Source organism: Candidatus Merdisoma sp. JLR.KK006, from assembly GCF_036941035.1.
In the GTDB taxonomy this organism is placed as follows: Bacteria; Bacillota; Clostridia; order Lachnospirales; family Lachnospiraceae; genus Laedolimicola.
The window spans coordinates 270,818-286,040 of the sequence record NZ_JAYMNS010000001.1 but is presented as its reverse complement, the minus strand read 5'-3'; the positions used below and the strand labels follow the sequence as shown (position 1 = coordinate 286,040).

Here is a 15,223-nt window from a genome sequence, read left to right as displayed (position 1 = left end):
ATGATGGATAAAAAACAAATTTCTTTACGCAATCGGCTGTTTTTCCAATCTACAGCGGCTTCATTTCCCAAGGAGGCATCGCTGGTCAGAAAATTGCTGGAATATGAGAGGGATGCCTATATGACAGCGGAAATAGCTATGGATTTGAGCTCCTACATGGTTCATTATATTTCGGGATACACCAGTGAATGTGAAGCAGCAGCCCATAAGGAGGCAGAAAAATTCCTTGCCCTGCTGAGAAAATGGGGAGAGACAGAACTTTTAAAGACAGCAGAGGAAGAGATAAAAAGCCTTAAGACAAGCAGCTTAATAAAACTTACAGAGCTTGGGGATACAAAAGAACTGGCGGTGCGTTGGGGAAATGATAATGGTCTGGGCATTATGAAGGCTATGCGCCGGGGAGCTATGTTTGTTACCACAAACCCGCCGATTGTAAATATGGCACGAAAAGAAAAGGCAGATGTTTACGATAAAATTCGCAATCGCATCTGTGCAGATTACAAGGACGAGCCTGTGGAGAACCGCATATCCAGATTGACCATGGAGGTTGTACTGAATAACTGCCGGGCCCTCTACGCTGTATTTGAACGAAGCGGACACAGAGCAGGGTATGTTCATTATCAAGTGAATCCCTGCAGCTATCGTGACAGTAAGGCCATGACCCAAGAGATTCTGTTTGCCTATTCGCATATGCAGAAAAAATTAGGCGGCCGGCCGAATGTGCTTTTCAAGGTACCGGGCACAAAGGCGGCTCTGGAGACGGTAGAAGAAGTCAGCAGGCTGGGAATAGGTGTTACGATTACTGTGAATTTCAGTGCAGCTCAGAGTTATGCTTTTGCGAAGCGTATTCAGGAAGGATGTGCAGAGCGTTCCTTTGTTGTAATGATGGCAGGGCGCCTGGACGGACCTGTAGAAGAGGAACTGGAAAAGGCAGGGGTTTCGGATGCGGCTGTAACTGCGAGAGGGGCCAGCCGGGCAGTAACCTATCAGATTTATCACAATGTTTTATTGAAAAACAGATTGGATAAGACCAACATTTTAGTGGCCTCTCTGCGCGGAGCATGGAATTTTGAGGCTTCATTGACGAAAGACAGAGAATCTGAAATTGTTATTTCTTCATTCCCTGATAAATGGGCGGATTATGATGCTCAGGAACAGTGCTATCAGCCGATGGTACAGGAGAAGCCGCCGGAAGAACTCATAAGCCGGCTTAAGAAAAGTGAGACCTTTAAAAAAGCATATGAGCTGGAAGGCATGTCGGAGGAAGAGTTTGATACCTATGGGCCTGTAACAGCCACACTGAATTCGTTTATACAGACTTATGAGGAACTAAAGGAATATATGAGCGCCTGAGTATCTGCCGGCAGGGAAATGTACTGTGAAGGAAAGGAAGAGATAAAATGAACACAACATATTTTGATTGGCTGCAGAGAGAAACGCCTACCAGATGGTGGCATGATTCCGGAAATCCGGACGAAATTGACCTTGCGCTTAAAAGACATGCAATGGGAGTGACAACAAATCCAGTGCTTACATTTCGGACCTTTCGTATGCAGCCGGAGTTTTGGGAGGCAGAGGTAAATAAGGTTTCCCAGGAGCTGGATTTTGAGGAGCGTGCGGAGGCATTGCTTAAGCTGGTTGCGACCCATGCTGCAAGCAAAGTGTATGACATTTATCTGGCAACCAATGGGGAACATGGCTATGCTTTGGGACAATTAAATCCGGGAAGAGCCGGAGACTATGAAGGAATGCTTGCACAGGCAAGAAGATATCGGGCCTGGGCACCCAATATTGCGATTAAGCTGCCGGCAACCGCCGCCGGAATCCAGGTAATGGAGCAGATTGCGGCAGAAGGAATTCCGATTTGTGCGACCCTGAACGTATCTGTCTCCCAGGCATTGGCAGTGGCAGAGGCTTATGAAAGGGGAAGAAAACGGGCTATAGAAAAGGGGATAAAAACAGCTCCCTGCATAGCGGTACAGCAGGTAGGGCGTATCGACGATTACCTGCGGGATGTGGCGATGGATATGAAGCTTGATCTGGATGAAAGAATCATTAAGAGTGCAGGTATAGCAATTGCCAAGCGTTCCTATCAGATCTTTCAGGAAAAAGGCTGTCATGCGGTAATTATGCCGGCCGGCTTAAGAGGAGCTCACCACTTGACGGCCCTGTCAGGCGGTAAAGTAATCTTCAGCATGACAACACGTGTGCAGGATATGGTTCTGGAGGCGAACCCTGAATGTAAGGAGCATATCAATGAGCCGGTGGCGGATGACATTATGGAAAAGCTTCTCCAAATTCCTGAATTTGTACGGGCGTATGAAATAGATGGGATGAATCCTCAGGAATTTATTACCTTTGGTGTTATGCAGAAGATGCTGTCGCAATTTATGGAAACAGGATGGTCACCATTGGAAACCTATCAATCAAATAAAGAATCTGCAAGGTGGATTTAAGTTTATTGTATAATAGCGGCTTTGTAATCCATGTAAGAAAGGAATTGGAACTGGTATGAAAAAGCATATTTTTCCTCTGTGTATCCAGCTCAATATGCCCTCATCTTTGAAGGATGGGGATTTTATAAAAACAATGGAGCTTCTGCAGTCTTTGGGCTTTTATGGTGTGGAACTGAATGTGACGGATTTTGAAGGTGTTTCGCCGGATATGCTTAGCCGATTTCTTTCACAGTATGATCTGAAAATGACCATGCTTGCAACTGGTGTATATGCGAAGCAGGAGGGACTTTCTCTGGGAAGCTTGAAAGAAAAAGTGCGGAAAAAGACCGTAGATGTGATGTGTCAGACATTGGTTCCCTTTGCGGAGAAAATGGGCTGTGATTTGATATGCGGTTATATTAAGGGGGGAGCCGATGCAGCAGTTTCGCAGCTTAAAAAATCTATCCGTGAGATCAGTGAACGTATCGAGGATACAAAAGTAAATCTGTATCTGGAGGCAACAAACCATTATGATTCAGGGATTGTTCATACAGTGAGGGAGGCTGCAGAGCTTGCAGGCACCGTCTGGAGAGTACTGCCGGATATTTATCATATGAATATGGAAGAGACAAGCATGGCAGCGGCAATAGTCGGGCATAGCAATCTTTACCGCAACATTCATATATCAGATAATAACCGCTATTTTCCAGGCTTTGGAGGAATTGATTTTTATCAGGTGTTTCAGCTTTTGAAGGCGATTTCCTATGAAGGAACGGTTTCCATTGAGGGAAGAGTCTGCCGATCGCTTAGAGAGGATATTATAAAGAGCTGCCGGTATCTGGAATCTGTATATTCTCGAATGGAGACATTGGATTAATTTGTTACAAAACGAAAATTAAGGAGGAAAGTAGTATATGAAGAAGAAAATGGTAGCATTATTGTTAACGGCTGCTATGGTACTGTCAATGACAGCATGCAAAAACAGCAGCCAGGCACCCAGCAGTGACAGCAACAGCAGTCAGGAGGAAGGCAGCGAAGCAGCAAGTGATAAGGAGGAAACTGCATCAAGCAAAGAGACCTTTAAGATTGGCGTGTTCCAGCCGCTGTCGGGCGCAAGTGCAGCCTATGGTCAGGAGGCAAAAAATGCCATAGAAATGGCAGTTGATTATGTAAATGAAAACGGCGGCTTTAACGGAGTGCCGGGAGAAGTGGTTACTTATGATACCCAGGGTTCTGTAGAAGAGGCTGTAAAGGTTGTAGCAAAATTAATTAACGAAGATAAGGCGGACGCCATGATTGGTTCTATTATTTCTTCTGAAATGTTTGCAACGGGAAATGCCATGAATGATGCAGGTATTTACTCCCTTGGACTTGGAAATTCAGCAAGCTGGATGGAGGAGGATTGGCCGTATGTGTTCCGGGCGGTTATTAACAGCAGCTTTGTTATGCCGGAAGTAGTAGGATTGATTCAGGAGCTTGATTATAAAACGGTATCAGCTTTTTATGGACAGGATGACGCTTCTCTTTCCACATTAAATGAATTCCAATCATCCTGTGAAGAAGCAGGAATTGAAATTCTGGTATCTGAATCTTACGATCAGGGTGATACAGACTTTTCTGCGCAGGTTGCCAATATCATAAGATCCAATCCGGATTGTGTATTTACGTCTGTTCTCAGTGAATCGGCGCCTACGATTATCAAGCAGCTCAGGCAGCTTGGATATGACGGCATGATCTTTAATAAAGAAGCAGTTACCATGTCACAGATTGAGGTTGCCGGAGCAGAGAATACAAATCATGTTGCTTTTTCTACCCCCTATGTTACCTATAGTTCTGTTGATGACATTGATATTGAGTATGTAAAGGAATTTTGCCAGATGTATCAGGATGCTTATGGAGAAATCAATCAGACAGACTGTGCTTACCGCGGATGGGATACGGTAATAACTATATGGGAAGCAAGCAAGGTGGCCGGTTCCAATGATTCGGAGGCGCTGCGTGATGCTACCAATACCATTTCGGACCTGGAAGGTCTGGGAGGCACTCTTGATTTTACGGCAGGCAATCGGGAAGGATACTTCAAGGGCGTAAATAGCTTTATTCTTCAGGACGGTAAAAATGTACTTTGGACTGATTGGAAGGAAAATGGCGGATACGACACATTTTTAAGCGATACAGGACGTGAAAAATAAAAAACAGGTACAGGAAGGAGCTGTCTTATTTTGCAACAGCTCCTTCTAAAAAATCTAAAAAACACATAAAAGCTATCATACGTAAAGCAGTGTGATTTGCTCAAAGGAGAAGGAGGCTTTATGTTTTTTACATTGCTGATATCAGGGCTCGTGCTGGGCAGTATTTATGGGCTGATTGCACTGGGCTATTCTATGATTTTTAAGTCATCAGGACTGCTTAGCTTTGTTCAGGGAGACATTTTGACACTTGGGGCATTTCTGGGACTAACCTTTTATTCTTATTTAAAATTGCCGTTTGTTCTCTCTCTGTTTTTGACAGTAATCTGTGCCATGGCTCTTGGATTTGCACTGGAAAAGGGCGTGATACGGCCTCTTTTGAATAAAAATGTAATGACGGTTTACATTGTTTTGGCAACCATTGCGGTTTCTTATATTATACAGAACGGTTCTATGGTGGCATGGGGTTCGATTACACTGAATTTCCCTGCCATTTTCAGCAAAAGTACGATTAAAATCGGGAAAATCAGCGTACAGCCGGAAGCGCTGATGTGCATTGCAGTAGGACTTTTGTGTATGATACTGCTGCATTTGTATATGACAAAGACAAAACTGGGTACTTCCATGCGGGCGGCGTCTATGGATGCCATGGCAGCGGAGAGCTGCGGTATTGATGTTTCCCTGTCCACAGGATTGTCTTGGGGAATTTCGGCAGGTCTTGCAGCTATTGCAGGAATTCTCATCGGACCCATTTACGGCGTATATACCACTTTGGGTGCGACCATTGGACGAAAGGGATTTTCCAGTGCAATTATTGGCGGATATGGAAATATGTATGGGGCAATTGTCGGCGGGCTGCTGCTGGGACTTTTGGAAACCTTTTCAGCCAGCCTTATTTCCTCTACCTACAAAAATCTGATTGCTTATTGTCTGCTGCTTTTGTTTCTTTTGCTGAAACCCACCGGAATTTTTAATGAAAGAGCTGTAAATGATTAGGAGGCCCTCACATGAAAACATTGAAAAAGATTAATAAGACGTGGTTATTGCTTTTGGCAGCTCTGATTCTGCCATTTGCTTTTCAGGGGACAGAGTATTTCCTATTGGTTTTCTGCTTTATAGAAATATATATTATTGCAGTATCCGGCCTGGATATTTTATTTGGTTATTGCGGTCAGGTATCCCTGGGACATGCTGCATTTTATGCAATAGGCGCCTATGGATCTGTTCTGCTTCATAAGCTTACAGGGATGCCGGTGCTGCTTACGATGATAATAGGGGCCATGGCCGGGGCTGTTGTGGGAGCGGCTGTTGCCTATTCATGTTCAAAGCTGGTGTTTCATTTTCTGTCTCTGGCAACTCAGGCAATTGGTGAGATTGTATATATTCTGGTTTCTCACTCACCCAATAATATTACCGGAAATTATGTTGGAATGTATACGGATTCGGTAGAGCTGTTTGGGATAAAGCTAAATACAAATTTTAAGTTTTATTTCTTCGGACTTGCTTGTATGGTTGTTTTTATGACAGCAAAGCAATTCCTGATTCACTCAAAAACCGGACGGGCATTCACTGCGATTCGGGAAAATGTACATGCGGCGGACGGCATGGGAATCAATGTGCGGTCCTGTAAGGTGAAGGCTTTTGCAACGAGTGCATTTTATACGGCATTTGCAGGAGCAATGTTTGCTCACCTGCTTCAGTATGTAAGTCCTGACAGCTTTGTGTATAAACAATCGGTTATGTTTTTGACCATGCTTTTGTTTGGAGGTTCCGGTTCCTTCCTGGGACCTGTTATTGGCTCTGCCATCGTGCTTTTAATTAATGAATCCCTTCGGGCTTTGGAGGACTATCAAATGCTGGTATATGGAATTATGATGCTGCTTGTTATCATTGCGATTCCAGGCGGGGTTCATGGACTGCTGAAAAATATAGCAGATAAATTCAAAAACAGAAAAATGAAACCGGATGGGGGGATGGAGAATGCTTGAGGTAAAGGGGGTTACTATTAAATTTGGGGGATTGACAGCCGTTGACCATGTGGATATGATGGTCAGAGACCATAAGATTACAGGCTTAATCGGACCGAATGGTGCAGGAAAGACTACTTTTTTTAATTGTATCAGCGGTGTTTACACGCCCAATGAGGGAACCATTATTTTTGACGGAAAACATATGGAGGGAAAGCGGCCCTATCAGATCTGTCAGGCAGGCATTTCACGGACCTATCAGGTAATTAATCTGTTCTGGAAAATGACGGCATTGGAGAATGTTATGGTGGGAATGCATTCCAGACTGAAAAGCTCTTATCTAAAGGATTTGTTCAGAACGCCGGCGACCCGCAGGGAAGAAAAACAGGCCAGGGAAATGGCTTATGAATGGCTGCGGTTTGTAGGCCTGGAGAAATATGCCGACGAGCAGGCCGGCGCACTGTCCTATGGCGGTCAGAGGCTTTTGGAGATTGTACGTGCCCTGGCAAGTGATGCTAAGCTTTTATTGTTGGATGAACCGGTGGCAGGCATGAATACAAAGGAAAAAGCGGAATTTGACGAGCTGCTGAAGAAGATCCTGGATAAAGGTGTGACGATCTTGATGATTGAGCACGATATGGAGCTGGTCATGGATATTTGTGATTATCTCTATGTGCTGGAATACGGAAAGCTGCTTGCCGAGGGAACTTCAGAGGAAATACAGAGCCATCCGGAGGTGATTCGGGCATATTTGGGAGGTGAATGAAATGGCACCGATACTGGAATTGAAGGACTTCCATTATTTTTACGGCAATATAGAGGCGGTAAAGGGGATTAACCTGTACGTAGACGAAGGAGAGCTGGTTACACTGATTGGAGCAAACGGTGCAGGAAAGACAACCACGATGCAGACCGTATCCGGCCTGATCGGAATGGGGGGTGTGCGGGGTGAAATCTGGTTTGACGGAAAACGGATTGACAGGAAAAAGGGGAATAAGATCACTGCAATGGGATTAAGCCAGGTATTGGAAGGCCGCCATGTTTTTTCACAGCTGACAGTAGAAGAGAACCTGAGAATGGGAGCATATCTGCGGAAGGACACAGCAGGTGTAAAGGAAGATTTCGAGAAGGTATATCATCTTTTTCCAAGATTGCTGGAGAGAAAGGAGCAGTCGGCCGGAACACTGTCAGGCGGAGAACAACAGATGCTGGCAATTGGACGGGCTATGATGGCCAGACCTAAGATGATATTGCTGGATGAACCGTCACTTGGACTGGCTCCGATTATTGTAAAAAATATTTTTGAGGCAATTGTTGAAATCAATAAGCAGGGGACAACTATTTTGTTTGTGGAGCAGAATTCAAAAATTGCTTTGGAAACGGCTCACCGTGGGTATGTTATGCAGAATGGAAAAATTATTTTAAGCGATTACTGCGACAAGCTTGTTGCAAATGATGATGTAAGGAAAGCTTATCTGGGCATGAAATAACAGCAAGTCATCTTTGAATAGATTGAATCGCCGGAGGGAAGGAGTATATGAAATTAAGAGAAGACGCAAATAAAATAATTGAGGCATCCTTAAGAGCAGCGCAGCCGGATCGTGCCGTGCAGATTGCTCTGAAAAATGCTGATTTAAGCGGAAACTTATATCTTGCAGCAGTTGGTAAGGCTGCCTGGCAGATGGCGTATGCCGCCTCAAAGCTTCTTACCTTTCAGGCAGGCATTGTTATAACGAAATACGGTCATTGTATGGGTGAGATTCCGAGGGTTAAGATTTTTGAGGCAGGACATCCGGTGCCGGATAGAAATTCTTTTTGCGGAACGAAGGAAGTTTTGGATATGACTTCTCATTTGACAGGTAAGGATACGGTAATATTTCTGCTCTCAGGCGGCGGTTCCTCTTTATTTGAGCTGCCTTTGATTCCGGAGGATGAGCTTGCAGACATTACACAGCAATTGCTGGCATGCGGAGCGGATATTGTGGAAATGAATACCATCCGGAAGCGTTTGTCCAGAGTGAAAGGCGGCCGTTTTGCGCAGCACTGTCTGCCGGCAAGGATGTTCTCGGTTGTGCTTTCGGACATTGTGGGGGATCCTCTTGACATGATCGCATCCGGACCGGCTGCGGAAGATTGTTCCACCTGTGAAGAAGCAATGGCTATTGTAAAGAAATATAATCTAAAGCTTTCCCGACAGGCGGCCGAATTTTTAAAAAAAGAGACGCCAAAGAAGCTTGGAAATGTGGAAACTCATATTACAGGCAGCGTGCGGCAGCTCTGTGCCGCTGCTGCGAAAGAGGCAGAGAAGCTTGGATACGAGACGCAAATTCTGACAGACAGCTTGACTTGTACGGCCAGAGATGCCGGGAGCTTTCTTGCTTCCATTGCCAGATACCATAAGGATACAAAGAAATCTCTGGCATTTGTTGCAGGCGGAGAAACCGTTGTAAAATTAACCGGGAAGGGAATCGGCGGACGAAACCAGGAATTGGCTTTGGCAGCGGCCGAGGGAATTGCCGGTATGAAAAATACAGCAGTTTTTTCAGTTGGCTCAGATGGAACTGACGGGCCCACGGATGCAGCAGGAGGGTATGTGGATCAAGATACCTTCCGCAAGCTGGAGCAGGCCGGCATTTCGATATCAGATATCTTATGTGATAATAATGCATATTCTGCATTACAATGTGCTGACGGTTTAATTATGACAGGACCAACAGGTACGAATGTTAATGATGTGAGTGTTCTTTTGATTCGAAGATAATAGATAAAAAATTTATAAACAGCTTGCGCAGCTGCCCTGACGTATGATAGGATAAACCTATCCGTTAGGGCAGTTCGCCGTTTTTCCCATTTTTACTTGACAGATGAAGAAAAATATAATAGTATAGTAACCAGAAAACGAACAAACATTCGAAAATAAACGGTGTTTGATACAGGAATAAGGAGAACGATATGGTAAAAGAAGAAAAGTTAAAAGCATTGGATGCGGCCTTGGGCCAGATTGAGAAGCAGTTTGGTAAGGGAGCTGTCATGAAGCTGGGGGATAAGGGAGCTCACATGCAGATTGAGACTACACCTACCGGATGCCTGAGCCTGGACATGGCTTTGGGACTGGGCGGTGTTCCCAAGGGGAGAATCATTGAGGTGTACGGACCGGAATCAAGCGGTAAGACCACAGTAGCCCTGCATATGGTAGCGGAGGTCCAGAAGCGCGGCGGAATCGCCGGATTTATTGATGCGGAGCACGCTCTGGACCCTGTCTACGCCAAGAATATCGGCGTGGATATTGACAACCTGTACATATCACAACCGGATAACGGTGAGCAGGCACTGGAGATTACCGAGACTATGGTGCGCTCCGGTGCAGTGGATATTATTATTGTGGACTCTGTAGCCGCATTAGTACCAAAGGCGGAGATAGACGGAGATATGGGAGATTCTCATGTGGGTCTGCAGGCAAGGCTTATGTCCCAGGCTCTGCGTAAGCTGACAGCCGTTACCAGTAAGTCCAACTGCACGGTAATCTTTATCAACCAGCTTCGTGAGAAGATCGGCGTAATGTTCGGCAATCCGGAGACTACCACCGGCGGCCGGGCTTTGAAGTTCTATTCCTCTATCCGTCTGGATGTGCGGCGGATTGAGACACTGAAGCAGAGCGGAGAGATGGTAGGAAACCGTACCAAGATTAAGGTAGTGAAGAATAAGATTGCGCCGCCTTTCAAGGAGGCGGAGTTTGACATTATGTTTGGCGAAGGCATATCCCGTGAGGGTGATATCCTGGATCTGGCGGTGAATACGGGGGTAGTGAATAAGAGCGGAGCCTGGTATGCCTACAATGGAGAGAAGATTGGTCAGGGCCGTGAGAATGCGAAAAGCTATTTAAGGCAGAACCCAGCCGTCTGCCAGGAGATTGAAGAGCGTGTCCGTGAGGGCTTTGGTCTGGATTCGGCTGCAGTTCCGGAGGAGAAGCCGGCGGAGGAAGCAAAGGAAAAGAAAGCAAAGGCGGCTGCTGAAAAATAATGGATGAGTTAACAAGGGCAAAGCATCGGGCCCTGTATATTCTGGAGCGATGTGATCGGACGGAACAGGAGCTTCGCACCAAGCTTAGCCGGAATTATGAGCCGGAGATTGTGGAGGAAGCGATCTGCTATGTAAAGCAGTATGATTATATTAATGATAAACGGTATGCAGTCAATTATTTGAAAAGCCGCTGCCAGATAAAGAGCCGCCGTCAGGTGGAGCAGGAACTTCTTTATAAAAAAGGAATCTCCCGGGATATTTTGGAGGAGGCCTGTCAGGAGACTGAAGCTCAGGACGAGAGTCTTTTGATTCGAAGATGGATGGAGAAGAAGCATTATTCCCCTGAGACAGCCACGCAGGAGGAACAGCGCAGGTTTTATCAATTCCTGATGCGCAGGGGATTTCAAAGTGAAGATATTTTAAGGGAGATGCGAAGCCGGGCTTTTGAATAGCGGACTTTGCCCCTTAAGGTACACGAATAACCAAGCTTTTGTAAGTATATACTCTTGACCGGGGATCTGTACTTGTGCTAGTATAGTAATAGTGCTTTGAAGCCGGAACCGGAAAGACGGTTTTGAAGCAAAAGGACGGGCGGCTGTGACAGGGAGACGGCAGTCAGGCTCGATTTTAGGAGGAAATTATATGAATTTACTGGCAGCAGCAAATGGCGGAACCATGGGATTTGAAATGATCCTCATTTACGTGGTATTAATCGGTGCCATGATGTACTTTATGGCAATCCGCCCCCAGAAGAAGGAGCAGAAACGTGTCAACGCCATGCTTTCCACAATGGAAGTAGGCGATGTGGTGGTGACAACCAGCGGATTCTATGGAGTTCTGATTGACATTACTGAGGATGACGTGATTGTAGAATTTGGAAGCAACCGGAATTGCAGAATTCCCATGAAAAAAGCAGCAATAGCAGAGGTGGAGAAGAGCGATGAGTAAGAAACCAACAGTATTGATGATTCTGGACGGATATGGTCTGAATGAGAGAACGGACGGCAATGCAGTAGCCGAGGCAAAGACACCTGTAATGGATAAGCTGATGGCAGAGTATCCATTTGTAAAAGGAAATGCCAGCGGACTGGCAGTGGGACTGCCTGACGGACAGATGGGCAACTCCGAGGTGGGACACTTGAACATGGGTGCAGGCCGTATTGTATACCAGGAGCTGACCCGTATCACCAAAGAGATTGAGGATGGCGTATTTTTTGAAAATGAAGCGTTGGTAACGGCGGTAGAGAATGCCAAGGCAAAGGATTCCGCTCTCCATATGTACGGACTTGTATCCGACGGCGGCGTGCACAGCCATAATACGCATATTTACGGACTTTTGGAGCTGGCAAAGCGCCATGGATTAAAGAAGGTCTATGTACACTGCTTCCTGGATGGCCGTGATACACCTCCCACCTCCGGGAAAGATTATGTACAGGAACTGGTAGATAAGATGGCGGAGATTGGCGTAGGAGAAGTAGCATCCGTAATGGGACGTTATTATGCTATGGACAGAGATAACCGCTGGGACAGAGTGGAACTGGCTTATAAAGCCCTCACAAAGGGGGAAGGAGTAGAAGCGGCAGACGGTGTAAGTGCCATTGCAGCATCCTATGAGAAGGGAGTCAATGATGAGTTTGTGGTTCCGGCTGTTGTAATGAGGGATGGAAAGCCTCTGGCTACAGTACAGGATGGGGATTCCATTATTTTCTATAACTTCCGCCCCGACAGGGCGAGAGAGATTACAAGAGCATTCTGTGATGATGAGTTCAGCGGCTTTGCAAGAGAGAAGAAGCTTGATCTCACCTATGTATGCTTTACAGAGTATGATGTGACCATTCCTAATAAGCTGGTAGCCTTCCACAAGGTAGAGCTTCATAACACTTTTGGAGAGTATCTGGCGGCTCATGGGAAGACACAGGCCCGTATTGCTGAGACAGAGAAGTATGCTCATGTAACCTTCTTCTTTAACGGCGGTGTGGAAGAGCCTAATAAGGGAGAGGATCGCATTCTGGTAAAATCTCCGAAGGTTGCCACTTATGATTTGCAGCCGGAGATGAGCGCTTATGGCGTTTGTGACAAGTTGGCAGAGGCTATTAAGTCCGATAAGTATGACGTGATTATCATTAACTTTGCTAATCCGGATATGGTAGGCCATACAGGAATTGAGGCTGCAGCTATCAAGGCAGTAGAGGCGGTAGATGAATGTGTCGGCCGGGCTGTTAAGGCTGTTAAGGAAGTGGGCGGACAGATGTTCATCTGCGCAGACCATGGCAATGCAGAGCAGCTTGTGGATTACGGTACAGGCGCCCCATTTACGGCACATACCACCAATCCGGTGCCCTTCATTCTGGTAAATGCAGATCCTGCCTATAAACTGCGGGAAGGCGGCTGTCTGGCAGATATCATTCCCACCTTGATTGAGCTGATGGGTATGGAGCAGCCGGCGGAAATGACAGGAAAATCACTGTTGGTAAAATAACAGTCTTTTTTCGGAATTTTTTATATGGAAAATAGATGAATTTATATAAAGAATCCGTATAGAACCTTCTTTTTTATGCAAAATATTACTAACGATTCCAAAGGATCGCAAAGGACTGCCTGAGAAGAACGGGACAGGCCAGGCAATCCATACAAGAGTTGTATGTTGCAGAAAAAGGAGGTTTTTTATGCATTTGTTTTTACCAATCACCGATATTCATGCCAGAGAGATTTTGGATTCCAGAGGAAATCCCACCGTGGAGGCAGAGGTTACTGTGGAAGGCGGCATTACAGGCAGGGCTTCTGTGCCCTCGGGAGCATCCACAGGCAAGTTTGAAGCCGTGGAGCTGCGGGACGGACAGCACCGTTATCTTGGCCTGGGAGTGGAAAAGGCAGTACACAATGTAAATGTAAAGCTGACAGATGTTCTCATTGGAGAAAATGCGCTCAGGCAGTCATATATTGACCACCTGCTGGTGGATGCGGACGGCACAGATAATAAGTCTAATTTGGGAGCCAATGCCACCTTGAGCGTATCCATGGCGGTGGCCAAGGCTGCGGCCGGATTTCTGGAAATTCCCCTGTATCAATATCTGGGAGGAGTTCATGGGAAGAGAATGCCGGTTCCTATGATGAATATTTTAAACGGCGGCAAGCATGCGGATAATACGGTGGATCTGCAGGAATTTATGATTATGCCTGTGGGAGCCTGTTGTTTTAAGGAAGGGCTTCGGATGGGTGCAGAGATCTATTATAAGCTGAAGCTGCTCCTGAAAAAACGTGGATTGTCCACGGCTGTAGGTGATGAGGGCGGCTTTGCTCCGGACCTTGCAGATTCCAGAGAGGTACTGGATTGTATTGTGGAGGCAATTCGTATGGCAGAGTTCGAGCCGGGAGAGCAGGTACAGATTGCCATTGATGCAGCTTCCAGTGAGCTTTATGACGAAAAGACCGGAAAATACGTATTTCCGGGCGAGAGCCGAATGACAGGGGAAAAGGTCCTGCGTTCTCCGGAGGAAATGGTGGAGTATTATGAAGATTTGCTGAATCATTACCCCATTGTATCCATTGAAGACGGCTTGATGGAGGAGGATTGGGACGGCTGGCAGCTATTGACGGAGCGCCTGGGACATCGGGTACAGCTGGTGGGAGACGACCTCTTTGTAACCAATGTAAAGCGTCTCGGCATGGGGATTCAAAAGCATGCAGGAAATTCTATTTTGGTAAAGGTCAATCAGATTGGTACAGTTTCCGAAGCGATGGATGCCATCGAGCTGGCAAAGGTGAACGGATATACGACAGTAATTTCTCATCGCTCCGGAGAGACAGAGGAGGATTTCATTGCAGATCTGGCTGTGGCAGTTAATGCCGGACAGATCAAGACAGGAGCGCCCTGCCGGATGGATCGGATTGCGAAATATAACCAGCTTCTGCGAATTGAAGAAGAGCTGGGGCCGGTGGCGGCTTACTATAACCCCTTCTATAAGATCTCATAAGAAGATGGACCTTACTTTTTAAATTTTGGTTAAATCCTGATTAAATGACATTGTTTCTTGACACAATGAGAAAGGTGTGGTAAAGTCTAAACGTATGAAATCTGCCGGTATTCGGTAATCGGAAACTCCGACCGTTGCTTAATACACGGCTTATGAAAAAAGGAGGCAGTCATTATGATCGCAAAAGAAAAGAAGCAGGCTATCATCGCTGAGTATGGCCTGAAGCCAGGAGACACTGGTTCACCGGAAGTGCAGGTAGCTATTCTGACCGCGCGTATTCAGGAATTAACCGAGCATCTGAAGGAGAATCCGAAGGATCATCATTCCAGAAGAGGACTTCTCAAGATGGTTGGTCAGAGACGTAACATGCTGGCTTATCTGAAGAGAACAGATATTACACGTTATCGTAGTCTGATTGAGAGACTTGGACTCAGAAAGTAAGCTTAACAGGGGCGGAGGGATACTTCCGCCCTCATTTGTCGCATGGAAAATTCCATGCGGCTAATGGAATTTCGTTACCTGTCAACCCCACAGGAGAATGGTACCGAGACCACTGATGCATATATGAACAGTTCCGTTATTCCACGTGCAAAGATGCCGTCCGCAGCGCAGCAGAATGTCTGGCATATATAGCAGAT

At 46.1% G+C, this 15,223-nt stretch carries 15 protein-coding genes; all 15 read left to right on the top strand.

Annotation, left to right across the window (positions count from 1 at the left end; genetic code table 11):
• The 15 genes from VSQ61_RS01320 (at nucleotide 1) to rpsO (ending at nucleotide 15,026) form a co-directional block, all read left to right on the top strand.
• On the top strand, nucleotides 1-1,353 hold the full coding sequence (locus tag VSQ61_RS01320) for a transaldolase family protein (RefSeq protein WP_334342625.1): 1,353 nt from the start codon (nucleotides 1-3) through the stop codon (nucleotides 1,351-1,353).
• Nucleotides 1,354-1,400: 47 nt separating this feature from the next.
• A complete protein-coding gene (locus VSQ61_RS01315; protein ID WP_334342624.1) occupies nucleotides 1,401-2,456 on the top strand; it encodes a transaldolase family protein in 1,056 nt (351 codons plus the stop codon).
• 55 nt (nucleotides 2,457-2,511) lie between these two features.
• On the top strand, nucleotides 2,512-3,312 hold the full coding sequence (locus VSQ61_RS01310) for a sugar phosphate isomerase/epimerase family protein (protein ID WP_334342623.1): 801 nt from the start codon (nucleotides 2,512-2,514) through the stop codon (nucleotides 3,310-3,312).
• A gap of 37 nt (nucleotides 3,313-3,349) precedes the next feature.
• On the top strand, nucleotides 3,350-4,627 hold the full coding sequence (locus tag VSQ61_RS01305) for an ABC transporter substrate-binding protein (RefSeq protein ID WP_334342622.1): 1,278 nt from the start codon (nucleotides 3,350-3,352) through the stop codon (nucleotides 4,625-4,627).
• A gap of 120 nt (nucleotides 4,628-4,747) precedes the next feature.
• Entirely contained in the window at nucleotides 4,748-5,620 is an 873-nt protein-coding gene (locus tag VSQ61_RS01300; RefSeq protein ID WP_334342621.1) for a branched-chain amino acid ABC transporter permease, read from the top strand.
• Nucleotides 5,621-5,631: 11 nt separating this feature from the next.
• A complete protein-coding gene (locus tag VSQ61_RS01295; RefSeq protein ID WP_334342620.1) occupies nucleotides 5,632-6,612 on the top strand; it encodes a branched-chain amino acid ABC transporter permease in 981 nt (326 codons plus the stop codon).
• The gene (locus tag VSQ61_RS01290; RefSeq protein ID WP_334342619.1) at nucleotides 6,605-7,357 is read left to right on the top strand and encodes an ABC transporter ATP-binding protein; all 753 of its coding nucleotides are present in this window, start codon (nucleotides 6,605-6,607) and stop codon (nucleotides 7,355-7,357) included. The genes VSQ61_RS01295 and VSQ61_RS01290 overlap by 8 nt, the downstream gene beginning before the upstream one ends.
• A 1-nt stretch (nucleotide 7,358) precedes the next feature.
• Nucleotides 7,359-8,081, top strand: a complete 723-nt coding sequence (locus VSQ61_RS01285) for an ABC transporter ATP-binding protein (RefSeq protein WP_334342618.1) — start codon at nucleotides 7,359-7,361, stop codon at nucleotides 8,079-8,081.
• Nucleotides 8,082-8,128: 47 nt separating this feature from the next.
• Nucleotides 8,129-9,352, top strand: a complete 1,224-nt coding sequence (locus VSQ61_RS01280; RefSeq protein ID WP_334342617.1) for a glycerate kinase type-2 family protein — start codon at nucleotides 8,129-8,131, stop codon at nucleotides 9,350-9,352.
• 191 nt (nucleotides 9,353-9,543) lie between these two features.
• Nucleotides 9,544-10,611 (top strand): recombinase RecA, encoded by a 1,068-nt coding sequence (recA, locus tag VSQ61_RS01275; protein WP_334342616.1) that lies wholly within the window; start codon nucleotides 9,544-9,546, stop codon nucleotides 10,609-10,611.
• Nucleotides 10,611-11,063, top strand: coding sequence for a regulatory protein RecX (locus VSQ61_RS01270; protein ID WP_334342615.1), 453 nt, complete (start codon nucleotides 10,611-10,613; stop codon nucleotides 11,061-11,063). The genes recA and VSQ61_RS01270 overlap by 1 nt, the downstream gene beginning before the upstream one ends.
• Nucleotides 11,064-11,253: 190 nt before the next feature.
• Complete coding sequence (yajC, locus tag VSQ61_RS01265) at nucleotides 11,254-11,559, top strand: preprotein translocase subunit YajC (protein ID WP_334342614.1); 306 nt, start codon at nucleotides 11,254-11,256, stop codon at nucleotides 11,557-11,559.
• Nucleotides 11,552-13,090: a 2,3-bisphosphoglycerate-independent phosphoglycerate mutase gene (gene gpmI / locus VSQ61_RS01260; RefSeq protein ID WP_334342613.1), complete on the top strand. Its 1,539-nt coding sequence runs from the start codon at nucleotides 11,552-11,554 to the stop codon at nucleotides 13,088-13,090. Before yajC ends, gpmI begins: the two co-directional genes overlap by 8 nt.
• 187 nt (nucleotides 13,091-13,277) lie before the next feature.
• The gene (gene eno, locus VSQ61_RS01255) at nucleotides 13,278-14,585 is read left to right on the top strand and encodes a phosphopyruvate hydratase (protein ID WP_334342612.1); all 1,308 of its coding nucleotides are present in this window, start codon (nucleotides 13,278-13,280) and stop codon (nucleotides 14,583-14,585) included.
• Nucleotides 14,586-14,759: 174 nt separating this feature from the next.
• On the top strand, nucleotides 14,760-15,026 hold the full coding sequence (gene rpsO, locus VSQ61_RS01250; protein WP_172540689.1) for a 30S ribosomal protein S15: 267 nt from the start codon (nucleotides 14,760-14,762) through the stop codon (nucleotides 15,024-15,026).
• Nucleotides 15,027-15,223: the final 197 nt, after the last annotated feature.